20 protein-coding genes are annotated in these 16,907 nt (G+C 67.4%); 10 read left to right on the top strand and 10 right to left on the bottom strand.

Annotated features, from left to right (window positions below; translation table 11 throughout):
* The first annotated feature begins 8 nt into the window (after positions 1-8).
* From ACTVZP_RS14050 to ACTVZP_RS14035, 4 genes are read left to right on the top strand one after another with little or no spacing between them, the layout of a single operon-like run.
* Positions 9-758, top strand: coding sequence for a DUF1365 domain-containing protein (locus tag ACTVZP_RS14050; RefSeq protein ID WP_443212775.1), 750 nt, complete (start codon positions 9-11; stop codon positions 756-758).
* Entirely contained in the window at positions 755-1,960 is a 1,206-nt protein-coding gene (locus ACTVZP_RS14045) for an MFS transporter (protein WP_443212774.1), read from the top strand. Before ACTVZP_RS14050 ends, ACTVZP_RS14045 begins: the two co-directional genes overlap by 4 nt.
* A 3-nt stretch (positions 1,961-1,963) precedes the next feature.
* A complete protein-coding gene (locus ACTVZP_RS14040; RefSeq protein WP_443212773.1) occupies positions 1,964-2,524 on the top strand; it encodes a DUF3833 domain-containing protein in 561 nt (186 codons plus the stop codon).
* Positions 2,521-3,258, top strand: coding sequence for an SDR family NAD(P)-dependent oxidoreductase (locus tag ACTVZP_RS14035; RefSeq protein WP_443212772.1), 738 nt, complete (start codon positions 2,521-2,523; stop codon positions 3,256-3,258). The genes ACTVZP_RS14040 and ACTVZP_RS14035 overlap by 4 nt, the downstream gene beginning before the upstream one ends.
* A gap of 99 nt (positions 3,259-3,357) precedes the next feature.
* On the opposite strand, the gene ACTVZP_RS14030 is transcribed toward ACTVZP_RS14035, so the two are convergent.
* From ACTVZP_RS14030 to ACTVZP_RS14020, 3 genes are all read right to left on the bottom strand, one after another.
* Complete coding sequence (locus ACTVZP_RS14030; RefSeq protein ID WP_443212771.1) at positions 3,358-4,413, bottom strand: saccharopine dehydrogenase; 1,056 nt, start codon at positions 4,411-4,413, stop codon at positions 3,358-3,360.
* Complete coding sequence (locus tag ACTVZP_RS14025; protein ID WP_443212770.1) at positions 4,410-4,655, bottom strand: WGR domain-containing protein; 246 nt, start codon at positions 4,653-4,655, stop codon at positions 4,410-4,412. The genes ACTVZP_RS14030 and ACTVZP_RS14025 overlap by 4 nt, the downstream gene beginning before the upstream one ends.
* A 92-nt stretch (positions 4,656-4,747) precedes the next feature.
* Entirely contained in the window at positions 4,748-4,969 is a 222-nt protein-coding gene (locus ACTVZP_RS14020) for a hypothetical protein (RefSeq protein WP_443212769.1), read from the bottom strand.
* A gap of 322 nt (positions 4,970-5,291) precedes the next feature.
* Here ACTVZP_RS14020 and ACTVZP_RS14015 point away from each other — a divergent pair, with 322 nt between their 5' ends.
* Both ACTVZP_RS14015 and ACTVZP_RS14010 read left to right on the top strand, forming a co-directional pair.
* A complete protein-coding gene (locus tag ACTVZP_RS14015; RefSeq protein WP_443212768.1) occupies positions 5,292-5,495 on the top strand; it encodes a hypothetical protein in 204 nt (67 codons plus the stop codon).
* 18 nt (positions 5,496-5,513) lie between these two features.
* On the top strand, positions 5,514-6,215 hold the full coding sequence (locus ACTVZP_RS14010; protein ID WP_443212767.1) for a winged helix-turn-helix domain-containing protein: 702 nt from the start codon (positions 5,514-5,516) through the stop codon (positions 6,213-6,215).
* A 52-nt stretch (positions 6,216-6,267) separates the two neighbouring features.
* On the opposite strand, the gene ACTVZP_RS14005 is transcribed toward ACTVZP_RS14010, so the two are convergent.
* A complete protein-coding gene (locus ACTVZP_RS14005; RefSeq protein WP_443212810.1) occupies positions 6,268-7,461 on the bottom strand; it encodes a glycosyltransferase in 1,194 nt (397 codons plus the stop codon).
* Positions 7,462-7,710: 249 nt separating this feature from the next.
* On the opposite strand from ACTVZP_RS14005, the gene ACTVZP_RS14000 reads away from it, so the two are divergent.
* Entirely contained in the window at positions 7,711-7,920 is a 210-nt protein-coding gene (locus tag ACTVZP_RS14000) for a hypothetical protein (protein ID WP_443212766.1), read from the top strand.
* Positions 7,921-7,989: 69 nt separating this feature from the next.
* Here ACTVZP_RS14000 and ACTVZP_RS13995 read toward each other — a convergent pair whose 3' ends face one another.
* From ACTVZP_RS13995 to ACTVZP_RS13970, 6 genes are all read right to left on the bottom strand, one after another.
* A complete protein-coding gene (locus ACTVZP_RS13995; RefSeq protein WP_443212765.1) occupies positions 7,990-8,211 on the bottom strand; it encodes a formate dehydrogenase subunit delta in 222 nt (73 codons plus the stop codon).
* Positions 8,201-9,016, bottom strand: coding sequence for a formate dehydrogenase accessory sulfurtransferase FdhD (gene fdhD / locus ACTVZP_RS13990; RefSeq protein ID WP_443212764.1), 816 nt, complete (start codon positions 9,014-9,016; stop codon positions 8,201-8,203). The genes ACTVZP_RS13995 and fdhD overlap by 11 nt, the downstream gene beginning before the upstream one ends.
* Positions 9,013-11,895 carry a formate dehydrogenase subunit alpha gene (fdhF, locus tag ACTVZP_RS13985; protein WP_443212763.1) on the bottom strand — a complete coding sequence of 961 codons (2,883 nt, stop codon included), beginning with the start codon at positions 11,893-11,895 and terminating at the stop codon, positions 9,013-9,015. Before fdhF ends, fdhD begins: the two co-directional genes overlap by 4 nt.
* Entirely contained in the window at positions 11,892-13,421 is a 1,530-nt protein-coding gene (locus ACTVZP_RS13980) for a formate dehydrogenase beta subunit (RefSeq protein ID WP_443212761.1), read from the bottom strand. The genes fdhF and ACTVZP_RS13980 overlap by 4 nt, the downstream gene beginning before the upstream one ends.
* Positions 13,418-13,891: a formate dehydrogenase subunit gamma gene (locus ACTVZP_RS13975; protein WP_443212760.1), complete on the bottom strand. Its 474-nt coding sequence runs from the start codon at positions 13,889-13,891 to the stop codon at positions 13,418-13,420. Before ACTVZP_RS13975 ends, ACTVZP_RS13980 begins: the two co-directional genes overlap by 4 nt.
* A 101-nt stretch (positions 13,892-13,992) precedes the next feature.
* A complete protein-coding gene (locus ACTVZP_RS13970; RefSeq protein WP_443212759.1) occupies positions 13,993-14,880 on the bottom strand; it encodes a LysR family transcriptional regulator in 888 nt (295 codons plus the stop codon).
* Positions 14,881-15,003: 123 nt separating this feature from the next.
* Between ACTVZP_RS13970 and ACTVZP_RS13965 the strand changes: the two genes are divergently transcribed.
* The 3 genes from ACTVZP_RS13965 to ACTVZP_RS13955 are packed head-to-tail and all read left to right on the top strand — an operon-like array spanning position 15,004 to position 16,756.
* Positions 15,004-15,801, top strand: coding sequence for a S49 family peptidase (locus tag ACTVZP_RS13965; RefSeq protein ID WP_443212758.1), 798 nt, complete (start codon positions 15,004-15,006; stop codon positions 15,799-15,801).
* Positions 15,801-15,983 (top strand): hypothetical protein, encoded by a 183-nt coding sequence (locus ACTVZP_RS13960; RefSeq protein WP_443212757.1) that lies wholly within the window; start codon positions 15,801-15,803, stop codon positions 15,981-15,983. Before ACTVZP_RS13965 ends, ACTVZP_RS13960 begins: the two co-directional genes overlap by 1 nt.
* A complete protein-coding gene (locus tag ACTVZP_RS13955) occupies positions 15,956-16,756 on the top strand; it encodes an SDR family oxidoreductase (protein ID WP_443212756.1) in 801 nt (266 codons plus the stop codon). Before ACTVZP_RS13960 ends, ACTVZP_RS13955 begins: the two co-directional genes overlap by 28 nt.
* Positions 16,757-16,907 lie beyond the last annotated feature (151 nt).

The raw sequence follows: 16,907 nt of genomic DNA, 5'->3' as shown, positions 1-16,907 counted from the left end.
GACGGACCATGCGTGTCGAGCATGTGCAGGGCGAAACCTTCCACGGCCGCAAGGGCGCTCTGGAAAACACCTTCCGCTACGGGGTGGACTACCTGATCGTCGATCCTGAAGCGGTCGAGGGACCGGCCCTCTTCTCGTGGAACCGGAGTAATCTGGTCGCTCTGCATGACCGCGACTACGGCGGCGCGCCGGGCGAGGGGCGCGGCGTGACCTGGGTGCGCGAGGTTCTGGACGCACAGGGTCTCGATGCCCCCGGCCGGATCCTGCTCCTCACACAGCCGCGGGTGCTGGGCCACGTCTTCAACCCGGTGAGCTTCTGGCTGTGCCATGACGCCGGGGATGCGCTGCGCGTCGTCATTGCCGAGGTCAGCAACACCTTCGGAGACCGGCACTGGTATCTCTGCGCGAAGGAAGACGGCTCTGCCATCGACCGGACGGACACGCTTGCGGCCACGAAGATCATGCATGTGTCACCGTTCCAGCCGATCGAAGGCGGCTACCGGTTCCGGTTCGACATCCGCGACGACCGCGTGGGCGTCTGGATCGACTACAGTTCCGCCGAGGGAGGCCTCTACGCGACACTCACCGGCCGGAGGGTGCCGCTGACCAACGGCGGCATCCTGCGGACCTGTCTGCGACGGCCGTTCGGATCGCGCCGGGTGCTGGCGCTGATCCACTGGCAGGCGCTGAAACTCGCCGTGAAGGGCGCCCGCTACCGCAGCCGTCCCGCGCCGCCGCTGCAAGACGTCACGCGGTGACGGCTGCCCTCCTGCCGTGGTCGCTCTTCGCGGGGCTGATCGCGGCCGCGGGCCTGCCGATCTACATCCACGCGCCGAAGGTCTACGTGGATGAGCATGGCGTGAGCCTTGCCGCGCTCGGAGCGGTTCTCGCGGGGCTGCGGCTTCTCGACGTGGTGCAGGATCCGGCGCTCGGCTGGCTGGCCGAGGTGACGCGCAGATGGCGCAGGGGAATGGTGGCAGGCGCGGTTGCTATCCTCGCAACTGCCATGCTCGGGCTTTTCGCGGTGGCACCGCCCGTGGCGCCGCTGCTGTGGTTCGCGCTGACACTGGCCCTGCTTTTCTCGGCCTTCTCCTTCCTCACCATCGCCTTCTATTCCGAAGGCGTCCGAAAGGCCGCGCGGCTGGGGCCGGGGGGGCACCTCAGGCTGGCCGGCTGGCGCGAGGCCGGGGCCTTGGCGGGCGTCTCGGTCGCGGCCGTCGCGCCCGTAGCGCTCGGCAGCTTCGCCCTCTTCGCCTGGGGATTCGCGGGCTTGGCGCTGCTGGCATGGCTGGGCATGCGCAGGGAATGGACCGGGTCGGCCGAAGCCCCGCAGCCGGACCTTCGGGCAGTGCTGCGCGACCCGATGATCCGAAGGCTCCTCCTGCTCGCCGTGGTCAATGCCGCGCCGGTGGCGGTGACCTCCACGCTCTTCCTGTTCTTCGTTGAAAGTCGCCTGGCTGGGGCAGGATGGGAAGGGCCACTGCTGCTGCTCTTCTTCCTCGCCGCCGCAGCCAGCGCCCCCGGCTGGAGCCGCGCCGCCCGCGCCCGGGGTGCGAAGCCCGTCCTCCTCGCGGGGATGGGGCTCGCCGTGGCTTCCTTCGTCTTCGCCTTCACGCTCGGACCCGGCGATCTCTGGCCTTTCGCCGTCATCTGCGCGGCCTCTGGCGCGGCCCTCGGCGCGGACATGGTCCTTCTGCCGGCGATCTTCGCCCGGCACCTCTCCGGTTCAGGATCGGGCGAGGCCACGGCCTTCGGCCTCTGGTCCTTCGCCTCGAAGCTGGCCCTTGCGCTCGCGGCCGCCACGCTGCTTCCGCTGCTCCAATTCGCGGGCTTCGAGGCCGGCAGCGGCGGATCCGAAGAGGCCATGACCATTCTGTCCGTCCTCTATGCGCTGCTGCCCTGCGGGCTCAAGGGCCTCGCGATACTGCTCCTGCTCGCCACACCCATTCCGGAGACCTGATCCGTGACCGCGTTCCTGTTCCTCGTCCTCGGTGCCCTCGTCCCTCTTGCGCTCGCAAGCCTGCGGAGCCGCAGGCTGTCCTTCGCGGCACAACGACCGTCGGATTATGCCGGCGGGGGGCCGTCCCTCGATCCACGGCGCGACCTTGCCGGGCCGATGCTCTGCGAGGGCGTGATCTACGGACCCACCGGCCGGGTCACCTCGCGCTTCGTGGCCGACATGGAGGGGCGATGGGACGGAACCTCGGGCGTGCTGACCGAGCACTTCCGCTACGAAGGCGGCGCGACCGACCGGCGCGAATGGCGCTTCACGCTGGGCAATGACGGCACACTCAGGGCCGAGGCAGACGACGTGGTGGGCGAGGGGATCGGCCGGGCCGAGGGATCCGCGCTCTGCCTGCGCTACCGGCTGCGGCTTCAAGATGACGCAGGGGGCCATGTCCTGGACGTCATTGACTGGATGTACCGTCTGGAGAATGGCACGATCATCAATCGGAGCCAGTTCCGCAAGTTCGGGATCAAGGTGGCCGAGCTTGTGGCGACACTGAGACGGATCGAGAGATGAGAGACTTTGTAGGTAAGCGGTATTGGCTCATCGGCGGAAGCGAGGGCCTCGGTCTCGCGCTGGCGAAGAAACTGAGCGGCGCGGGGGCGAAGGTGATCCTGTCGGGTCGTGACGAGGCACGGCTGGCCGAGGCCGTCGAGGCGATGCCGGGACCGGCCGAGGCGGTGGCGGTCGACGTGACGTCGGAGGAGTCGATCAAGGCGGCGCTCGGGAAGGTCGGCGCCTTTGACGGTATCGTCTACCTCGCCGGGGCCTACTGGCCGATGAAGGCGCAGGACTGGGAGACGGAGAAGGTCGAGGCGATGATCGACACGAACCTCTCGGGTCTCGTGCGGCTGGTCTCGGCGGTGCTGCCGGGCATGATCGCGGCAAACCGCGGGCATCTCGTGGTGACGGGCAGCATCGGCGGCTATCGCGGCCTGCCGGGCGCCATCGGCTATTCCGCCAGCAAGGCGGGCGTGATGGCGCTGACCGAGTCGCTCTATGCCGACCTGCGCGACACGGGTGTCGAGATCCAGCTGGTGAACCCGGGCTTCATCCGCACCCGGCTGACCGACAAGAACAGCTTCCGCATGCCTGCGATCATGGAGCCGGACAAGGCGGCGCAGCAGATGTTCGAGCACATGTGCTCGGACAACTTCCGCCTCAACTTCCCGGTGCTCTTCGCCTCGTTCTTCCGCTTCTCGCAGCTGCTGCCGGACGGGCTGTTCTATCGGCTGCTCGGGAAGGGCTGAGGGCGATCCGGAGGCCCATGTCGCACGGGGGGCTGTCTGCCCCCCGGCCCGTCCGGAGGACGGGCTCCCCCCGAGGATATTTGCGCGAGAATGAAGGGTCTAGACCGCCGCAACGTGGCGGTCGAACTCCGCCCTTGCGCGACCCCAGACACCCTTCTCCAGCGCGTCGAGGGCGAGGAGCGAGGGCAGGAGCTGCGCCGCATAATCCTCGCTGCTCTCGACCGGCAGGAGCGAGGGCAGGTTGTCGATGGCCATGACGTCGAGCACGGGATCGGCATGCACGCGCAGCGCGGGGGCGGTCCAGCTCGTCGCGCGGTCGTAGACCTTCACGGGCGAGAAGTCCGAGGTCGGATCGCAGGCGATGTCGCCGATCACGCGAAGCGCGCGCGGCGCGTCAAGCGCATCGGTCGGGACGAAGACCGGGCAGCCGGGACGGGCGAGGATGCAGTTGAGGAAGATCTCGTGCTCGAGCACCTCGGGGAAGGGGCCGCCATGCGCGGTCTCCTCCATGTCCCAGCGGGTGACGGCGAGGCCCATGGATTCGCAGAGGTCCGCCGCGCCGGTGCCGACGCGGCCCTTGGCGCCGATGACGAGGGCGCGGGGCTGACGGGCGCCTGCGGCGGCCAGTTCGGCGCCAAGATCGGCCAGAAGCCCCTCGCGCCCGGGCCAGGTCGAGACCGGCTCGCAGATCCCGCCGCGGGCCTGGGCCGCCCAGCAGCGGAGCGAGACGGCCGCGCCCGCATAGCCGGCCCAGTAACCGAAGGCCGCGACGCGACGGCCCGTTTCGTCGACAAGCGACTCGAGATCGTAGAGTGTTCCGCCGCCCGCCTTGAACCGCTGCAGCAGGATGCGGCCGGCGGGTTGGCCCTTGTAGGCGTGACCGAAGAGGATGTGGCGGTGCGGCAGCGGCGTGCCGTCCTCGGGCAGTTCCTTCAGGCCGAAGACGATCGCATCGGCGGGCGCCGCGGGCCAGGAGTTCTCGGGGGCGATGGCGCAGCCGGCAGCGGCATAGCCCTCGATCGAAAGGGCACGCACGCCGCTCGCCTCGACGGTGACGCGGATGCCCTTCGCGATGAGCGCAGCCGCGCCTGCGGGCGTCAGACCGACGCGTTCCTCGTTTGGCCGCTGCTCGGCCCTCACCCACAGATGCGTCATGCGCTGCCTTCGATGGTGGAGCGGTAGCCCCGTCGCCGGGCGCGCTGGTGCCAGCGCTCGGCCGCCAGACAGGCGTCCCGCAGGTTGGAAAACCAGGTGACGAGACTCCGACCCGCCTGCCCCGGGCCGCGTCGGCCCCATTCGCGCAGGACGGTATATTCGCCAAAGAGGTTGTAGGCGAGTTCCACCCGGTAGAAGCGGGCGGGGCCTTCGGTGTCACTCAGACAGATATATGTCAGCATCTGGGGGCTCCGGTGGCAGTCTCACTGCCAGAGATACCAGATCTGCCACGACAGGACAGGGGGAGAATGGCAGATCGGCCCCGATACGGAGGTCAGGCCGGGAAGCTTCGGCCCTGGCGCATGCCCAGCGGGCGCTGGCGGCGCTCGGCGCCGGATTGCGAGAGTTCGGAAGAGAAGAGTTCCTTCAGTTCCTCGCGCGTGAGGATCTTGGGGGTCTTGACGCTCGACGTCGGGCGGCGCGGGCTTCTGAGAAAGAAGGGCCACGCCAAACGGAGGCCCGCACCCATTCCGCCATCGAAATTCATTCTCATCATTATCGTCTCCCCAAACGAAAGCGTCCCGCGCGAACCTGCCGATCTACCCGGAGCGCGTGGCAGCCGCTCCCTCGCCGGTTAATGATTCGTGTCTCACTCAACCCTCATACACGTAGTAGGCGGATTTGTGCCGATTATGCGAAAGAAGGTCAAGCATGCATACATCCGAGAAATTGCCGATAGTCTGGTAAAAAAGTCACAGTTGAAGAAAGCGTTATACTCCAACAGGTTGCGAAAAATATGCCGGCTCAACTAAAAGGTGTGAGGTTCCGGCCGTTTCCCTCCTTGAGCACAAATCCGATTGTTCGAAAGGAGGTAGACCATGTCGCTGACCCTGATCCCTCTGGCGCGCAAGCGCAGGTTGCGCGCGCTGCGGCACCTTCATCGCGAGGGCCTGGAGACCCGCAACGTCTTCGCCATGGACGACGCTTCTGAATCCGATCGAGAACCTGTGACCCGCGACGCTTGGCTCTCGGAGATTGCCATGGATGCAAAACACGCTAAGGTTGTCCGCATGGTCAGGTGACGAACTGCGGAGATGTGGATGGTGCCGTGCGTCCTTGCTCTTGATGACGAGGCGTCGGTTCTGACGATCGTGCAGAGAGCCCTCGAGCAGAGGGGTTTCCGCGTGGTTACCGCAAAGAGCATGGCCCAGTTCCGCAAGATCGATGCGAATGAGCAGGTAGACCTCTACCTCATCGACACGTCGCTTCCCGACGGAAACGGCGTGTCGCTGGTGCGTGAGCTGCGGCAGTTCACCGACCGGGGCATCATCATGCTCGCGCCCCGCCGGGACGAGGGAGAGGGTGTGCTGGGGCTGGAGGTCGGCGCGGACGATTCCCTGCTCAAGCCCTTCCAGGAGCGCGAATTGGCCGCGCGGGTCACCGCCGTCTTCCGCCGGACCGGGCGTGCCCCGACGGCGCCGTCATCCGCGCTCCCCGCGATAGATCACGAGTTCGAGGGCTATGGCGTGAGCCTGCAGGCTCGCAAGGTCTGGGCACCCGGTGGCGGCGAGATCGAGCTGACGACCTCCGAGTTCGAGCTTCTTTCGGCGCTTCTGGCCCGGCGCGGCCAGGTTCTGAGCCGCGACCAGATCATGAATGCGATCAAGGGGCGGCATTGGGAGAGCTACGATCGCGTGGTTGACGGGATCGTGAGCCGCCTGCGCCGGAAGATCCCGTCGACGAAGAACGGAAGTCACTTCATCCGGACGGTGCACGGCGTGGGCTACGCCTTCACGGCCTGAGCCTCAGGCCGCTTCCCCTCGCTGGCACGAACTGAAGTGACGGCCAGCGGCCTCAGCCGGCAGCGATGAGCTGGGCAAGCCGCGCGGCCTCGCGATTGACGTCGTGCCGCTCGAGAACCCGATGCCGGGCGAGGCGGCCCATCTCGGTCAGGCTTTCGATCGGGGTCCCGGCCAGCCTCTCGATTGCTTCCGCCAGGGACCGCGCACAGCCCGCAGGGACGAGATGGCCGGTTTCCTCGGGCAGCACGAGCTCGGGTATGCCCGCGACCATGGTGCCGATCACCGGCCGTCCCGCCGCCATCGCCTCCATCACCACCATCGGCAGCCCCTCGGCGAAGGAGGGAAGGATGAGGGCCTGGGCTGCGGCCAGTTCCTGTCGCACGCGGCTCTCGTCGGTCCAGCCGGTGAGGGTGACGTGCCGCGCCAGCGACCGGCGAAGGATCATCTCCTCGATCTGCCCACGCAACGGACCATCGCCGACCAGCGTCAGGTGGAGGTCGGGCAGGCGTTCCGCCGCAAGCGCGATCGCCTCAATCAGCAGCGCATAGCCTTTCTGCTCGGAGAGACGCCCGACGGCCACGAGGCGAGGGCCACACTCGGGCAGGGGCAGGCATTCGGGAAAGGCTTCGGGTTCGATCCCGCAGTGCACGACATGGATGCGCCGCCAGTCGGCCGGATCGGCCCAGCGGTAGAGCTGGCTCCGCCCGTAGGAACTCACGGCCACGGTGAAGGCGGCACGGCTCATCTTGAGCGGCAGGTTAAGCGCGACCGGCGCGTCGAATTCGTCGGGTCCGTGGACGGTAAAACTGAAACGTGGCCCTCCAAGCACTTCGGACAGCATCGCGACGGTTGCGGCGGCGCCCCCGAAATGCGCGTGGACATGGGTGATGCCGAGCGCCCGTGTCCTGCGCGCGAGATGGGCGGCGAAGAAGAGAAACACGAGGTGACGGAGCCGCCCTCCCTGCGTGCCGCAGCTTGCGGCGAGCTTCATCCCGCGCCACGCCCGGCGGGGCCTGCGGGCCATCCAGCGGAGCGCCGAGATGCCCAGGCGGAGAGGCGATTCCTGCAGAAAATGCTCGGTGGCATCGTCCTCGTCGAAATCCGCGCCGTCCGCCAGCGCCGCCCGCTCGCTGCGGATCGCGAAACGGTGGATGAGGTGGCCCGACCGCTCCAGCGCCCGGATCTCGCGGCGGATGAAGCTGTAGGAGGCGCGCGGGTAGGTATTGATCAAATAGCCGAGGCGCATGCAGGGGAAACCAGCGGTGTCAATGCTTCCTGCATAGGCCGCGATGCGGGCCATTGATAGCCCCGCGCCCCGTTGACGCAGGGGCAACCCCGGCCGCCAAATGCCTTCAGGCGTTCCATTATTTCTGCAGGCCTGCGAGCGCCGGTCTCAAATGCCATGATTGCGCCGCAAACTGTCCGCCATTTTGCGCTTTTCCACCTGCAGCCTCAGGTTCAACGCAGTCAGTGCGCCCCAACAGAGGATCTGCCGATGGCCTTCGGAATTGTCTTCTCCAGCATCATCTCGGGACTGAGCCTGGCGATCTGGGCGCTGGCGCAGGGTTACTCGATCCCCTTCGCGGTCTTCATGCACATGCTCGGCGGGACACTGGGCGCCATGCTGTTCATGGCCTTCGCGCTGCTGCGCCCGAGCCTGCTCGGATCCGACTTCAAGCCGCGTCAGGGCCAATCCGCAAACTGACGCAGGCTCGCGAAGCCTGCCGGCGCATTCGGTTCACCGCGCGCCCCTCGGCCAGCTCCCCGCGAGCAATCAAACCGCTGCGGGCCGCCTGATTTCATTCGCGGCATCCAGCACGAGAGGACGCAGCCCCGGCCGGCCCTCGTCGATCAGTGCCAGAAGCTGCCGGCGCATGCGTGGTTCCCAGAAATCGTTGATATGCGCGGCCGTACCCAAGACGCCCTCGGCATGGGGCTTCGATTCGAAAAAGGTGGCGATCTGGTTCGCCATGTAGATCAGCTTCTCAGGCGACATGCGCGGCCTCGTCGGGAATAATGCGGTGGGGATGGGTGAAGACCTCGCAGCGATTGCCACGGGCGAGGCCGACGAGAGTAAGGCCCGCTGCCTCCGCCATGCGCACCGCATGGGCCGTAGGCGCGGACACGGCAACGAGAAGCGGCGCACCAAGCCGGGCACACTTCTGCACCATGTCGATGGACACGCGCGACGTCAGGATGATCGCTCCAAGGCTGGCGCCTGAGTCGCCCCGCGCGAGCGCACCCCCGAGCTTGTCGAGAGCGTTGTGGCGTCCCACATCCTCTCGCGCAGCGACGAGGCCACGTCCGGGACACCAGAACCCGGCCGCATGGACGGCGCGCGTCGCGTCGTGAAGCGGCTGATGGTCGGTAAGGGCGGCAATGGCCGCGGCGCAATCGCCAGCACTCATGCGGATCGGCCCCGTAACCACCGGCGGTTCGCGCAACGCCTCTTCAAGGCTGTCGATGCCGCAAAGCCCGCAGCCGACCGGCCCCGCCATCCGGCGACGTCGTGCTGCAAGACGCTCCTGGGCGGCCGATACGAGCCAGATCTGCAGGTCGATGCCGTGCGGCGTCTCGACCGGCGTGACGCTTTCGATCTCCTCCGGACGGGCGAACCCCTCGGTCAGGGCGAATCCGAAGGCGAAATCCTCGAGATCCGAGGGGCTCGCCATCATGACCGCCTGCGTCGTGCCGTTGAAGCTGAGCGCCACGGCCACTTCCTCGGGCAGGCACCGCGCGCCGGCCTCGGCCCGCCCCGGTGAAAGGGCAAGCCGCGGAAGAAGGTGGCGCGTCTCCCTCATTCCGCCGCCGGCAGGATGCGTCGGGCGAGCTCGGTCTGCGTGCGGTAGTCCTCCTGCCAGTCGGAAGGGCCGTTCGAGGGCGCGACCTGAACCGCCGTCACCTTGTATTCCGGGCAGTTCGTCGCCCAGTCCGAGTAATCGGTGGTGATGACGTTGGCCTGTGTCGTCGGGTGGTGGAAGGTCGTGTAGACCACGCCGGGCGACACCCGCTTCGTCAGCCTCGCGCGCAGCGTCGTCTCGCCGGATCGCGAGGCAAGGCGCACCCAGTCTCCCTCGGTCACGCCCCGCACTTCCGCGTCGTGCGGATGGATCTCGAGCACGTCCTCGGCATGCCAGACGCTGTTCGCCGTGCGCCGCGTCTGCGCGCCCACGTTATACTGCGACAGGATGCGGCCCGTCGTCAGCAGCAGCGGGAAGCGCGGCCCCGTCTTCTCGTCGGTCGCCACATATTCGGTGCGGATGAACTTGCCGCGTCCGCGCATGAAGCCATCGACATGCATGAGCGGCGTCCCGAGCGGGTGTTCCTCGTTGCAGGGCCACTGGATCGAACCCACGGCCTCCAACTTCTCATAGGAGACACCGGCGAAGGAGGGCGTGGTCGCCGCGATCTCGTCCATGATCTGGGAGGGGTGGGTGTAACTCCAGCCCGCACCGAGGGCATTGGCCAGCAGTTGCGTGACCTCCCAGTCTTCAAAACCGTTTTTCGGAGCCATGACCTTCCGCACGCGGTTGATGCGGCGTTCGGCATTGGTGAAGGTTCCGTCCTTCTCGAGGAAGGACGAGCCCGGCAGGAAGACATGGGCGTAGTTGGCGGTCTCGTTGAGGAAGAGGTCGTGGACGATCACGCAGTCCATCGCCGCGAGGCCCGCCGCGACATGGCGGGTGTCGGGGTCCGACTGCAGGATGTCCTCACCCTGGCAATAGAGGCCCTTGAAGGTGCCCTCGACCGCCGCGTCCAGCATGTTGGGGATGCGGAGGCCCGGTTCGGGGTCGATTTCGACACCCCATAGCGTCTCGAACACCTGCCGCGCATCATCGTTCTTCACATGGCGATATCCCGGCAGTTCATGCGGGAAGGATCCCATGTCGCAGGAGCCCTGCACGTTGTTCTGGCCGCGCAACGGGTTCACGCCGACACCCGGCCGGCCGATGTTGCCGGTCAGCATGGCAAGGTTCGCGATGCCGATGACGGTGGTCGAGCCCTGGCTGTGCTCGGTCACGCCGAGGCCATAGTAGATCGCGCCGTTTCCGCCCGTCGCGAAGAGCCGGGCCGCCGCGCGCAGATCAGCCGCGGGCACGCCGGTCAGCGTCTCGATCGCTTCGGGCGCATGCCGGGGATCCGAGGCGAACTCGGCGAAGTCCTGGAACTCATCCCAGTCGCACCGCTCCCGGATGAATTTTTCATCGACCAGTCCCTCGGTCACGATCACATGCGCCATCGCCGTGACCACGGCCACGTTGGTGCCCGGCTTCAGGGCGAGATGATGGGCTGCCTCAATGTGCGGGCTCTTCACGAGGTCGATGCGCCGCGGGTCCACGACGATCAGCCTCGCGCCCTTGCGCAGCCGCTTCTTCAGCCGGCTGGCGAAGACCGGATGGCCATCGGTCGGGTTCGCGCCGATCACCATGACGACATCCGACTCCTCGACCGAGTCGAAATCCTGCGTGCCGGCCGAGGTGCCGAAGGTCTGGCCGAGCCCGTAGCCGGTGGGCGAGTGGCAGACGCGGGCGCAGGTGTCGGTATTGTTGTTGCGGAAGACGGCGCGGGTCAGCTTCTGGACGAGGTAGGTCTCCTCGTTGGTGCAGCGCGACGAGGTGATGACGCCCACGGACTGGCGGCCGTGCTTCTCCTGGATCGCCTTCAGGCGGCGCGCAGCGAAGCCCAGGGCCTCGTCCCAGGACACTTCCTGCCACGGATCGTGGATCGACTCGCGCACCATCGGCTTCAGGATCCGGTCCTTGTGCGCGGCATAACCGTAGGCGAAGCGACCCTTGACGCAGGAATGGCCGCGGTTCGCCTTGCCCTCCTTGTAGGGCACCATGCGCACCAGCTCGTCGCCGCGCATCTCCGCCTTGAACGAGCAGCCGACCCCGCAATAGGCGCAGGTGGTGACGACCGACCGCTCGGGCGTGCCGATCTCGATCACGGACTTCTCCTGCAGCGTGGCGGTCGGGCAGGCCTGCACGCAGGCGCCGCAGCTCACGCAGTCGGAGGTCAGGAAACTGTCGCTCGCCATGCCGGCGGAAACGCGGCTGTCGAAGCCGCGGCCCTCGATGGTCAGCGCGAAGGTGCCCTGCACTTCCTCGCAGGCCCGCACGCAGCGCGAGCAGACGATGCACTTGGAGGGGTCATAGGTGAAGTAGGGGTTCGACTCGTCCTTGGCCATCCACTGCGGGTTGAGGTCGCCGCCCGCATGGCGCGCCTGGAAATGGTTCTCCACCGCCTCGTAGCGCACGTCGCGCAGGCCCACGGCCCCAGCCATGTCCTGCAGCTCGCAGTCGCCATTCGCGGCACAGGTCAGGCAGTCGAGCGGGTGGTCCGAGATATAGAGCTCCATCACCCCGCGGCGCAGCTGCTTCAGCTTCGGCGTCTGGGTGCGCACCTTCATGCCGGGCGTCACCGGCGTGGTGCAGGAGGCGGGCGTGCCCGCGCGCCCCTCGATCTCGACGAGGCAGAGCCGGCAGGAGCCGAAGGCGTCGAGGTTGTCGCTCGCGCAGAGCTTCGGCACCGAGATCCCCGCCTCGGCCGCCGCGCGCATGACCGACGTCCCGGCCGGAACCGTCACCGGGAAACCATCGACCTCCAGAGACACCATCTCCTTCGCGCGGGAGGCGGGCGTGCCATAGTCGCGATCGTCGGGAATGATGAAGTCTTTCATTCGGCTGCCTCCTTCATCGGGGCGAAGTCGTCCGGGAAGTGGGTGAGGGCGCTCATCACCGGGTAGGGAGTGAAACCGCCAAGGGCGCAAAGCGATCCCGATTTCATCGTGGCGCACAGATCCGTGAGCAGCGGGATCGCTGCCGCGTCTCCGCGCGCGATGCGATCCACCGTCTCCATGCCGCGGACCGCGCCGATGCGGCAGGGCGTGCACTTGCCGCAGCTCTCGATGGCGCAGAACTCCATCGCAAAGCGCGCCTGCTTCAGCATGTCCGCGGTGTCGTCGAAGACGACGATGCCCGCGTGTCCCACGAGGCCTTCGGCGCCGGCGAATTCCTCGTAGCAGAAGGGCGTATCGAACAGGGCGCGCGGGAAGTAGGCGCCGAGCGGCCCGCCCACCTGCACCGCCTTGACCGGCCGCCCCGAGGCCGTGCCGCCCGCGATGTCATCGACGATCTGGCCGAGGCTCATGCCGAAGGCGATCTCGAACAGCCCGCCGCGCTTCACGTTGCCCGCGATCTGCAGGGGGATCGTGCCGCGCGACCGGCCGAGGCCGAAGTCGCGGTAGTAGGCCGCGCCCTTCTGGAAGATCACCGGGATCGACGCCAGCGAGATCACGTTGTTGACGACCGTGGGCTTGCCGAGGAAGCCTTCCAGCGCCGGCAGGGGCGGCTTGGCGCGCACGACGCCGCGCTTGCCCTCGAGCGAGTTCAGAAGCGAGGTCTCCTCGCCGCAGACATAGGCTCCGGCGCCGACGCGGATCTCCATGTCGAAGGCTCGGTCCGAGCCCATGACCGAGGGTCCGAGCAGCCCGTGCCCGCGCGCGGTGCGGACGGCTTCGTTCATCACCGCGACCGCGTCGGGATATTCCGAGCGCATGTAGACGTAGCCTCGCGTGGCCCCCGTCGCGATACCGGCAATGGTCATGCCCTCGATCAGGGTGAAGGGGTCGCCTTCCATGATCATCCGGTCGGCGAAGGTGCCGCTGTCGCCCTCGTCCGCATTGCAGACGATGTATTTCTGGTCGGCCACCGCCTCGGCGACCGTCTTCCACTTGATGCCGGTGGGAAAACCCGCGCCGCCCCGCCCGCGGAGGCCCGAGTCGATCACCTCCTTCAGGATCTCCTCGCGGCTCATGGAAATGGCACGATGGAGGCCCTCGAAGCCGCCATGCGCCTCGTAGTCCTCGAGGCAGAGCGGGTCGGTGATGCCGCAGCGCGCGAAGGTCAGGCGCGTCTGCATCATGAGCCAGGGCAACTCCTCGGTCAGGCCGAGCGCCAGCGGATGGCGCTTCCAGCCCGCCTCGAAGAGGCCGGGCACATCGGCGGCGGTTACCGGACCGAAGGCGAGACGGCCCGCCTCGGTCTGGAGTTCGACCAGCGGTTCGAGCCAGACCATGCCGCGAGAGCCATTGCGGATGATCGTGACCTCGAGACCGCGACGCGCGGCTTCGGCCTCGACGGCTGCGGCCACGTCATCGGAGCCGAGCGCCTTTGCCGCCGCGTCGCGGGGAACGTAGATCTTCATGCCCGCACCTCATCGATCAGACTGTCGAGCCGTGCCTCGTCCACGCGGCCCACCACCCGGCCATCGACCAGCGCGGCCGGTGCACAGGCGCAGAGGCCGAGACAGAACACGGGCTCGAGGGTCACGCCGCCGTCGGCGGTCGTCTGGTGCCAGCCGATGCCGAGCCGGGCCTGTGCATGGTCGGCCATCCGGTCCCCGCCCATGGACTGGCAGGCCTCGGCGCGGCACAGCTTGATGACGTGCCGCCCGTGCGGCCGCGTGCGGAAGTCATGGTAGAAGCTCATCACTCCGTGAACCTCTGCGCGCGAGAGGTTCAACCGCTCGGCGATCTGCGGCAGCGATTCGAGCGGCACATGCCCGAACGCCTCCTGCACGCCGTGCAGGATCGGCAGCAACGGGCCTTCGAAACCCTCGTGTTCATCGAGAATTTCTTGAACGCGCGCGCGAACCTCCGCTTCGTCCAGACGCATGCGGCTCCTCCCCTCCCTGGATGAGCGACATAAATACGCACCCTGATAGGTATATCAATATTAACGATCCGTCGCTCGATAGATGTTTTCTATCGATCCATTCAGCCCGCTGGCTCTTCCAGCCGTCGCGCGGCCTCGATCAGGGCGGTGAGGATGGGCGTGTGCGGCTCTCGATAGGCAGCGATCAGGCCCACCTGATGCGACACCTCCGGCCCCACGATGGGCACGACGCGCAGCCTGCCCTCGCCCGCGAAAAGATCGGCGAGCTTCTTCGGCAGCACACTGGCCCAGCGGCCGGTCATGACATGGGCGAAGAGCGTGAGCGTGGAGTTCGATTCCACGGATGGACTTGTCGGGGCGCCCGTGCCGGCGAGGTGCTGGTTCACGATCCTGCGGTTCTGCATGTCCGCGGTCAGCAGGCAGAGCGGCAGGCGCGCGACGGCATCCCAGCTTGCGCACTCGTCCGTGAAAGGAAACGAGGGCGCAAACACCAACCGGTAGCTCTCGGCATAAAGCGGGATCTGGGTGACGCGCCCGAGCGGCTCGTTGTCGAGGTAGGTGATTCCCGCGTCGAATTCGAGGCTCTCGATCCCGGCGAGGATCTCGGCCGAAGTGCGCGACAGCACGCGGACGCGCACGCCCGGGTGCCGTTCGAGGAACGGGCCGGTCAGATCGGCCACCATCGGAACGGCGGTCGGAATGACCCCGATCCGCAGGTTCCCCGACAGGCCCGACCGCGCCGAGCGCATCTCGTCGCGCAACGCCCTCACGTCGCCCACGATCCGACGCGCCCAATCCAGCACCCGCGCGCCCTCGGGCGTCAGTCCCTGGAAGCGCGAGCCGCGGAAGACGAGCTGCACCCCCAGCTGATCCTCCAGCTGCCGGATGGCGGAAGACAGCGTGGGCTGCGTGACGCTGCAGGCCTCGGCCGCCCGCCCGAAGTGCCGCTCGCGCGCAAGCGCTATGAACATCTCGAGCTTGTCGATCACCCGTATCCCTCCCTGCGCCGCCCGATCCGCCTCGTCATTCCGTCCCGTGTCATCGCCAAGATTTGCCCCGCCTGCGCCCGCTCTCTTCTTGTTCCCCGCCCGGCCTCGGCCTACATCGGGCGCATGAAACAATATATCCCGTTCATCAGGAAGGACCCGGTGGTCCCGGTGATCCGGCTGCAGGGCGTGATCGCCAGCGGCCCGCGTGGTGGCCTGTCCGATCACGGCCTCGCAAACGTTGTCGAGAAGGCCTTCCGGCGCGGGAAACCGGCCGGCGTCGCGCTGGTCATCAACTCGCCCGGCGGCTCGCCCGTGCAGTCGAGCCTGATCGCCGCCCGCATCCGCCGCCTCGCCGAGGAGAAGGAGATCCGCGTCCACGCCTTTGTCGAGGATGTGGCGGCCTCGGGCGGCTACTGGCTCGCCTGTGCCGGAGACGAGATCTGGGTGGACGAGAGCTCGATCGTGGGATCCATCGGCGTCATCTTCTCGGGCTTCGGCTTCAACGAGTTGATGGCCCGCAACGGGATCGAGCGTCGCGTGCACACGGCCGGGCGCTCGAAATCGCTGGCAGACCCGTTCCTGCCCGAGAAGCCCGAGGACGTCGAGCGGCTGAAGGCCCTGCAGGAGCCGATCCACAAGGCCTTCATCGAGCATGTGACGCGCCACCGCGGCGCGCGGTTGGACACCTCGGCGGATCTGTTCAACGCGGACGTCTGGACCGGACAGGAGGCGGTCCGGCTGGGTCTCGCCGATGGTGTCGCGCATCTGGTGCCGAAGCTGCAGGAGATCTACGGCGAAAAGGTGCGGCTCGTGCCCTATGGCCAGCGCCGTCCGCTGCTGCAGAGGCTCGGGATGAGCCTCGTGAGCCATGCGCTGTCCGAAGTCGAGGATCGCGCGCTCTGGGCCAGATACGGTCTCTGATGCTGGTCAAGATCGTCACGCTGTTCCTGCTCGGCATGGCGGCGCTCGCGATGATCGGGCGACTCCGCCTGCCGTCGGTGCGACGGAAGTCGACCAAGGTGCCGCCGCCCACGATCTGCGGCCACTGCGGCCGCTTCCTGCTCGGACAGCAGGAATGTCCCTGCCGGAAGGGCAAGGGCTGATGCGTGCACTGGTGACCGGCGCCGGGCGCAGGCTCGGGCGCGAGATCGCGCTCTGGCTTGCACGGCGCGGATACGACGTGGCGGTTCACTACGCCAGCTCGGAGGAGGCCGCGCAGGACGTCGTGCGCGAGATCCGCGCCCTGGGGCGGCAGGCCGAGGCCCTCAGGGCGGATCTTCTGGTGGAGGCGGAGACCGAAGCTCTGGTGCCGCGCGCGGTGGAGGCCCTGGGCGGGCCGCTCGATCTTCTCGTCAACAACGCCTCGATCTTCGAGCACGATACCATTGCCGGAGCGACCCGCGAGAGCTGGGACCGGCACATGGGGTCGAACCTGCGCGCCCCTTTCGTGCTGATCCAGCGCTTCGCGGCGCAGGCACCGGGGCCGGAAGTGGATGAGCGGGGCGAGCCGCGGGCACGGGCGCTCGCCGTGAACATCATCGACCAGCGCGTGCTGCATCCCGCGCCCGATTTTGCAACCTACACGCTATCGAAGGCGGGTCTCTGGACCCTCACCCGTCTGGCGGCGCAGGAATACGGGCCGCGCCTGCGGGTGAACGGAATTGGTCCGGGCCCGACCCTTCAGGGGGCGCACCAGTCGGTCGAGGACTTTGCGGAGGAGCGCGCGGGAACGGTCCTCGGCCGGGGCGCGAGCCCTGCGGATATCACCGCCGCGCTTGGATTTCTCCTCGACGCCCCTGCCGTGACGGGCCAGATGATCTGCGTCGACGGCGGTCAGCACCTCGGTCAGCCGAGGACGTTCAGCCCCGGGTGCTAGGTGCTCCCCTTGGAGTTGTCCACTTTCCGCAAGGTGAGGCTTGAGCCCCGTGAAAATCCTTGCGCTTTCATGACTTTGCGATGACAGGATAAAAATTATCGCTATTATTCAGCGCCTTGCGAAGTAGCTTAATTTTTGCGCAAAAGGGTGA

Origin of the sequence: Rhodobacter sp. NSM, assembly GCF_052244495.1 — a bacterium.
Lineage (GTDB): Bacteria > Pseudomonadota > Alphaproteobacteria > Rhodobacterales > Rhodobacteraceae > Cereibacter_A.
Note: the sequence above shows the minus strand (reverse complement) of the source record. Positions and strands in the feature narration are given on the sequence as shown.

Bases quoted from the DNA above. Each gene is read 5' to 3' on its own strand.
- ACTVZP_RS14050 (WP_443212775.1), top strand. From the start codon at position 9: ATGCGTGTCGAGCATGTGCAGGGCGAAACCTTCCACGGCCGCAAGGGC.
- ACTVZP_RS14035 (WP_443212772.1), top strand. From the start codon at position 2,521: ATGAGAGACTTTGTAGGTAAGCGGTATTGGCTCATCGGCGGAAGCGAG.
- ACTVZP_RS14030 (WP_443212771.1), bottom strand. From the start codon at position 4,413: ATGACGCATCTGTGGGTGAGGGCCGAGCAGCGGCCAAACGAGGAACGC.
- ACTVZP_RS14025 (WP_443212770.1), bottom strand. From the start codon at position 4,655: ATGCTGACATATATCTGTCTGAGTGACACCGAAGGCCCCGCCCGCTTC.
- ACTVZP_RS14020 (WP_443212769.1), bottom strand. From the start codon at position 4,969: ATGATGAGAATGAATTTCGATGGCGGAATGGGTGCGGGCCTCCGTTTG.
- ACTVZP_RS14015 (WP_443212768.1), top strand. From the start codon at position 5,292: ATGTCGCTGACCCTGATCCCTCTGGCGCGCAAGCGCAGGTTGCGCGCG.
- ACTVZP_RS14010 (WP_443212767.1), top strand. From the start codon at position 5,514: ATGGTGCCGTGCGTCCTTGCTCTTGATGACGAGGCGTCGGTTCTGACG.
- ACTVZP_RS14005 (WP_443212810.1), bottom strand. From the start codon at position 7,461: ATGCGCCTCGGCTATTTGATCAATACCTACCCGCGCGCCTCCTACAGC.
- ACTVZP_RS14000 (WP_443212766.1), top strand. From the start codon at position 7,711: ATGGCCTTCGGAATTGTCTTCTCCAGCATCATCTCGGGACTGAGCCTG.
- ACTVZP_RS13995 (WP_443212765.1), bottom strand. From the start codon at position 8,211: ATGTCGCCTGAGAAGCTGATCTACATGGCGAACCAGATCGCCACCTTT.
- fdhD (WP_443212764.1), bottom strand. From the start codon at position 9,016: ATGAGGGAGACGCGCCACCTTCTTCCGCGGCTTGCCCTTTCACCGGGG.
- fdhF (WP_443212763.1), bottom strand. From the start codon at position 11,895: ATGAAAGACTTCATCATTCCCGACGATCGCGACTATGGCACGCCCGCC.
- ACTVZP_RS13980 (WP_443212761.1), bottom strand. From the start codon at position 13,421: ATGAAGATCTACGTTCCCCGCGACGCGGCGGCAAAGGCGCTCGGCTCC.
- ACTVZP_RS13975 (WP_443212760.1), bottom strand. From the start codon at position 13,891: ATGCGTCTGGACGAAGCGGAGGTTCGCGCGCGCGTTCAAGAAATTCTC.
- ACTVZP_RS13965 (WP_443212758.1), top strand. From the start codon at position 15,004: ATGAAACAATATATCCCGTTCATCAGGAAGGACCCGGTGGTCCCGGTG.
- ACTVZP_RS13960 (WP_443212757.1), top strand. From the start codon at position 15,801: ATGCTGGTCAAGATCGTCACGCTGTTCCTGCTCGGCATGGCGGCGCTC.
- ACTVZP_RS13955 (WP_443212756.1), top strand. From the start codon at position 15,956: ATGTCCCTGCCGGAAGGGCAAGGGCTGATGCGTGCACTGGTGACCGGC.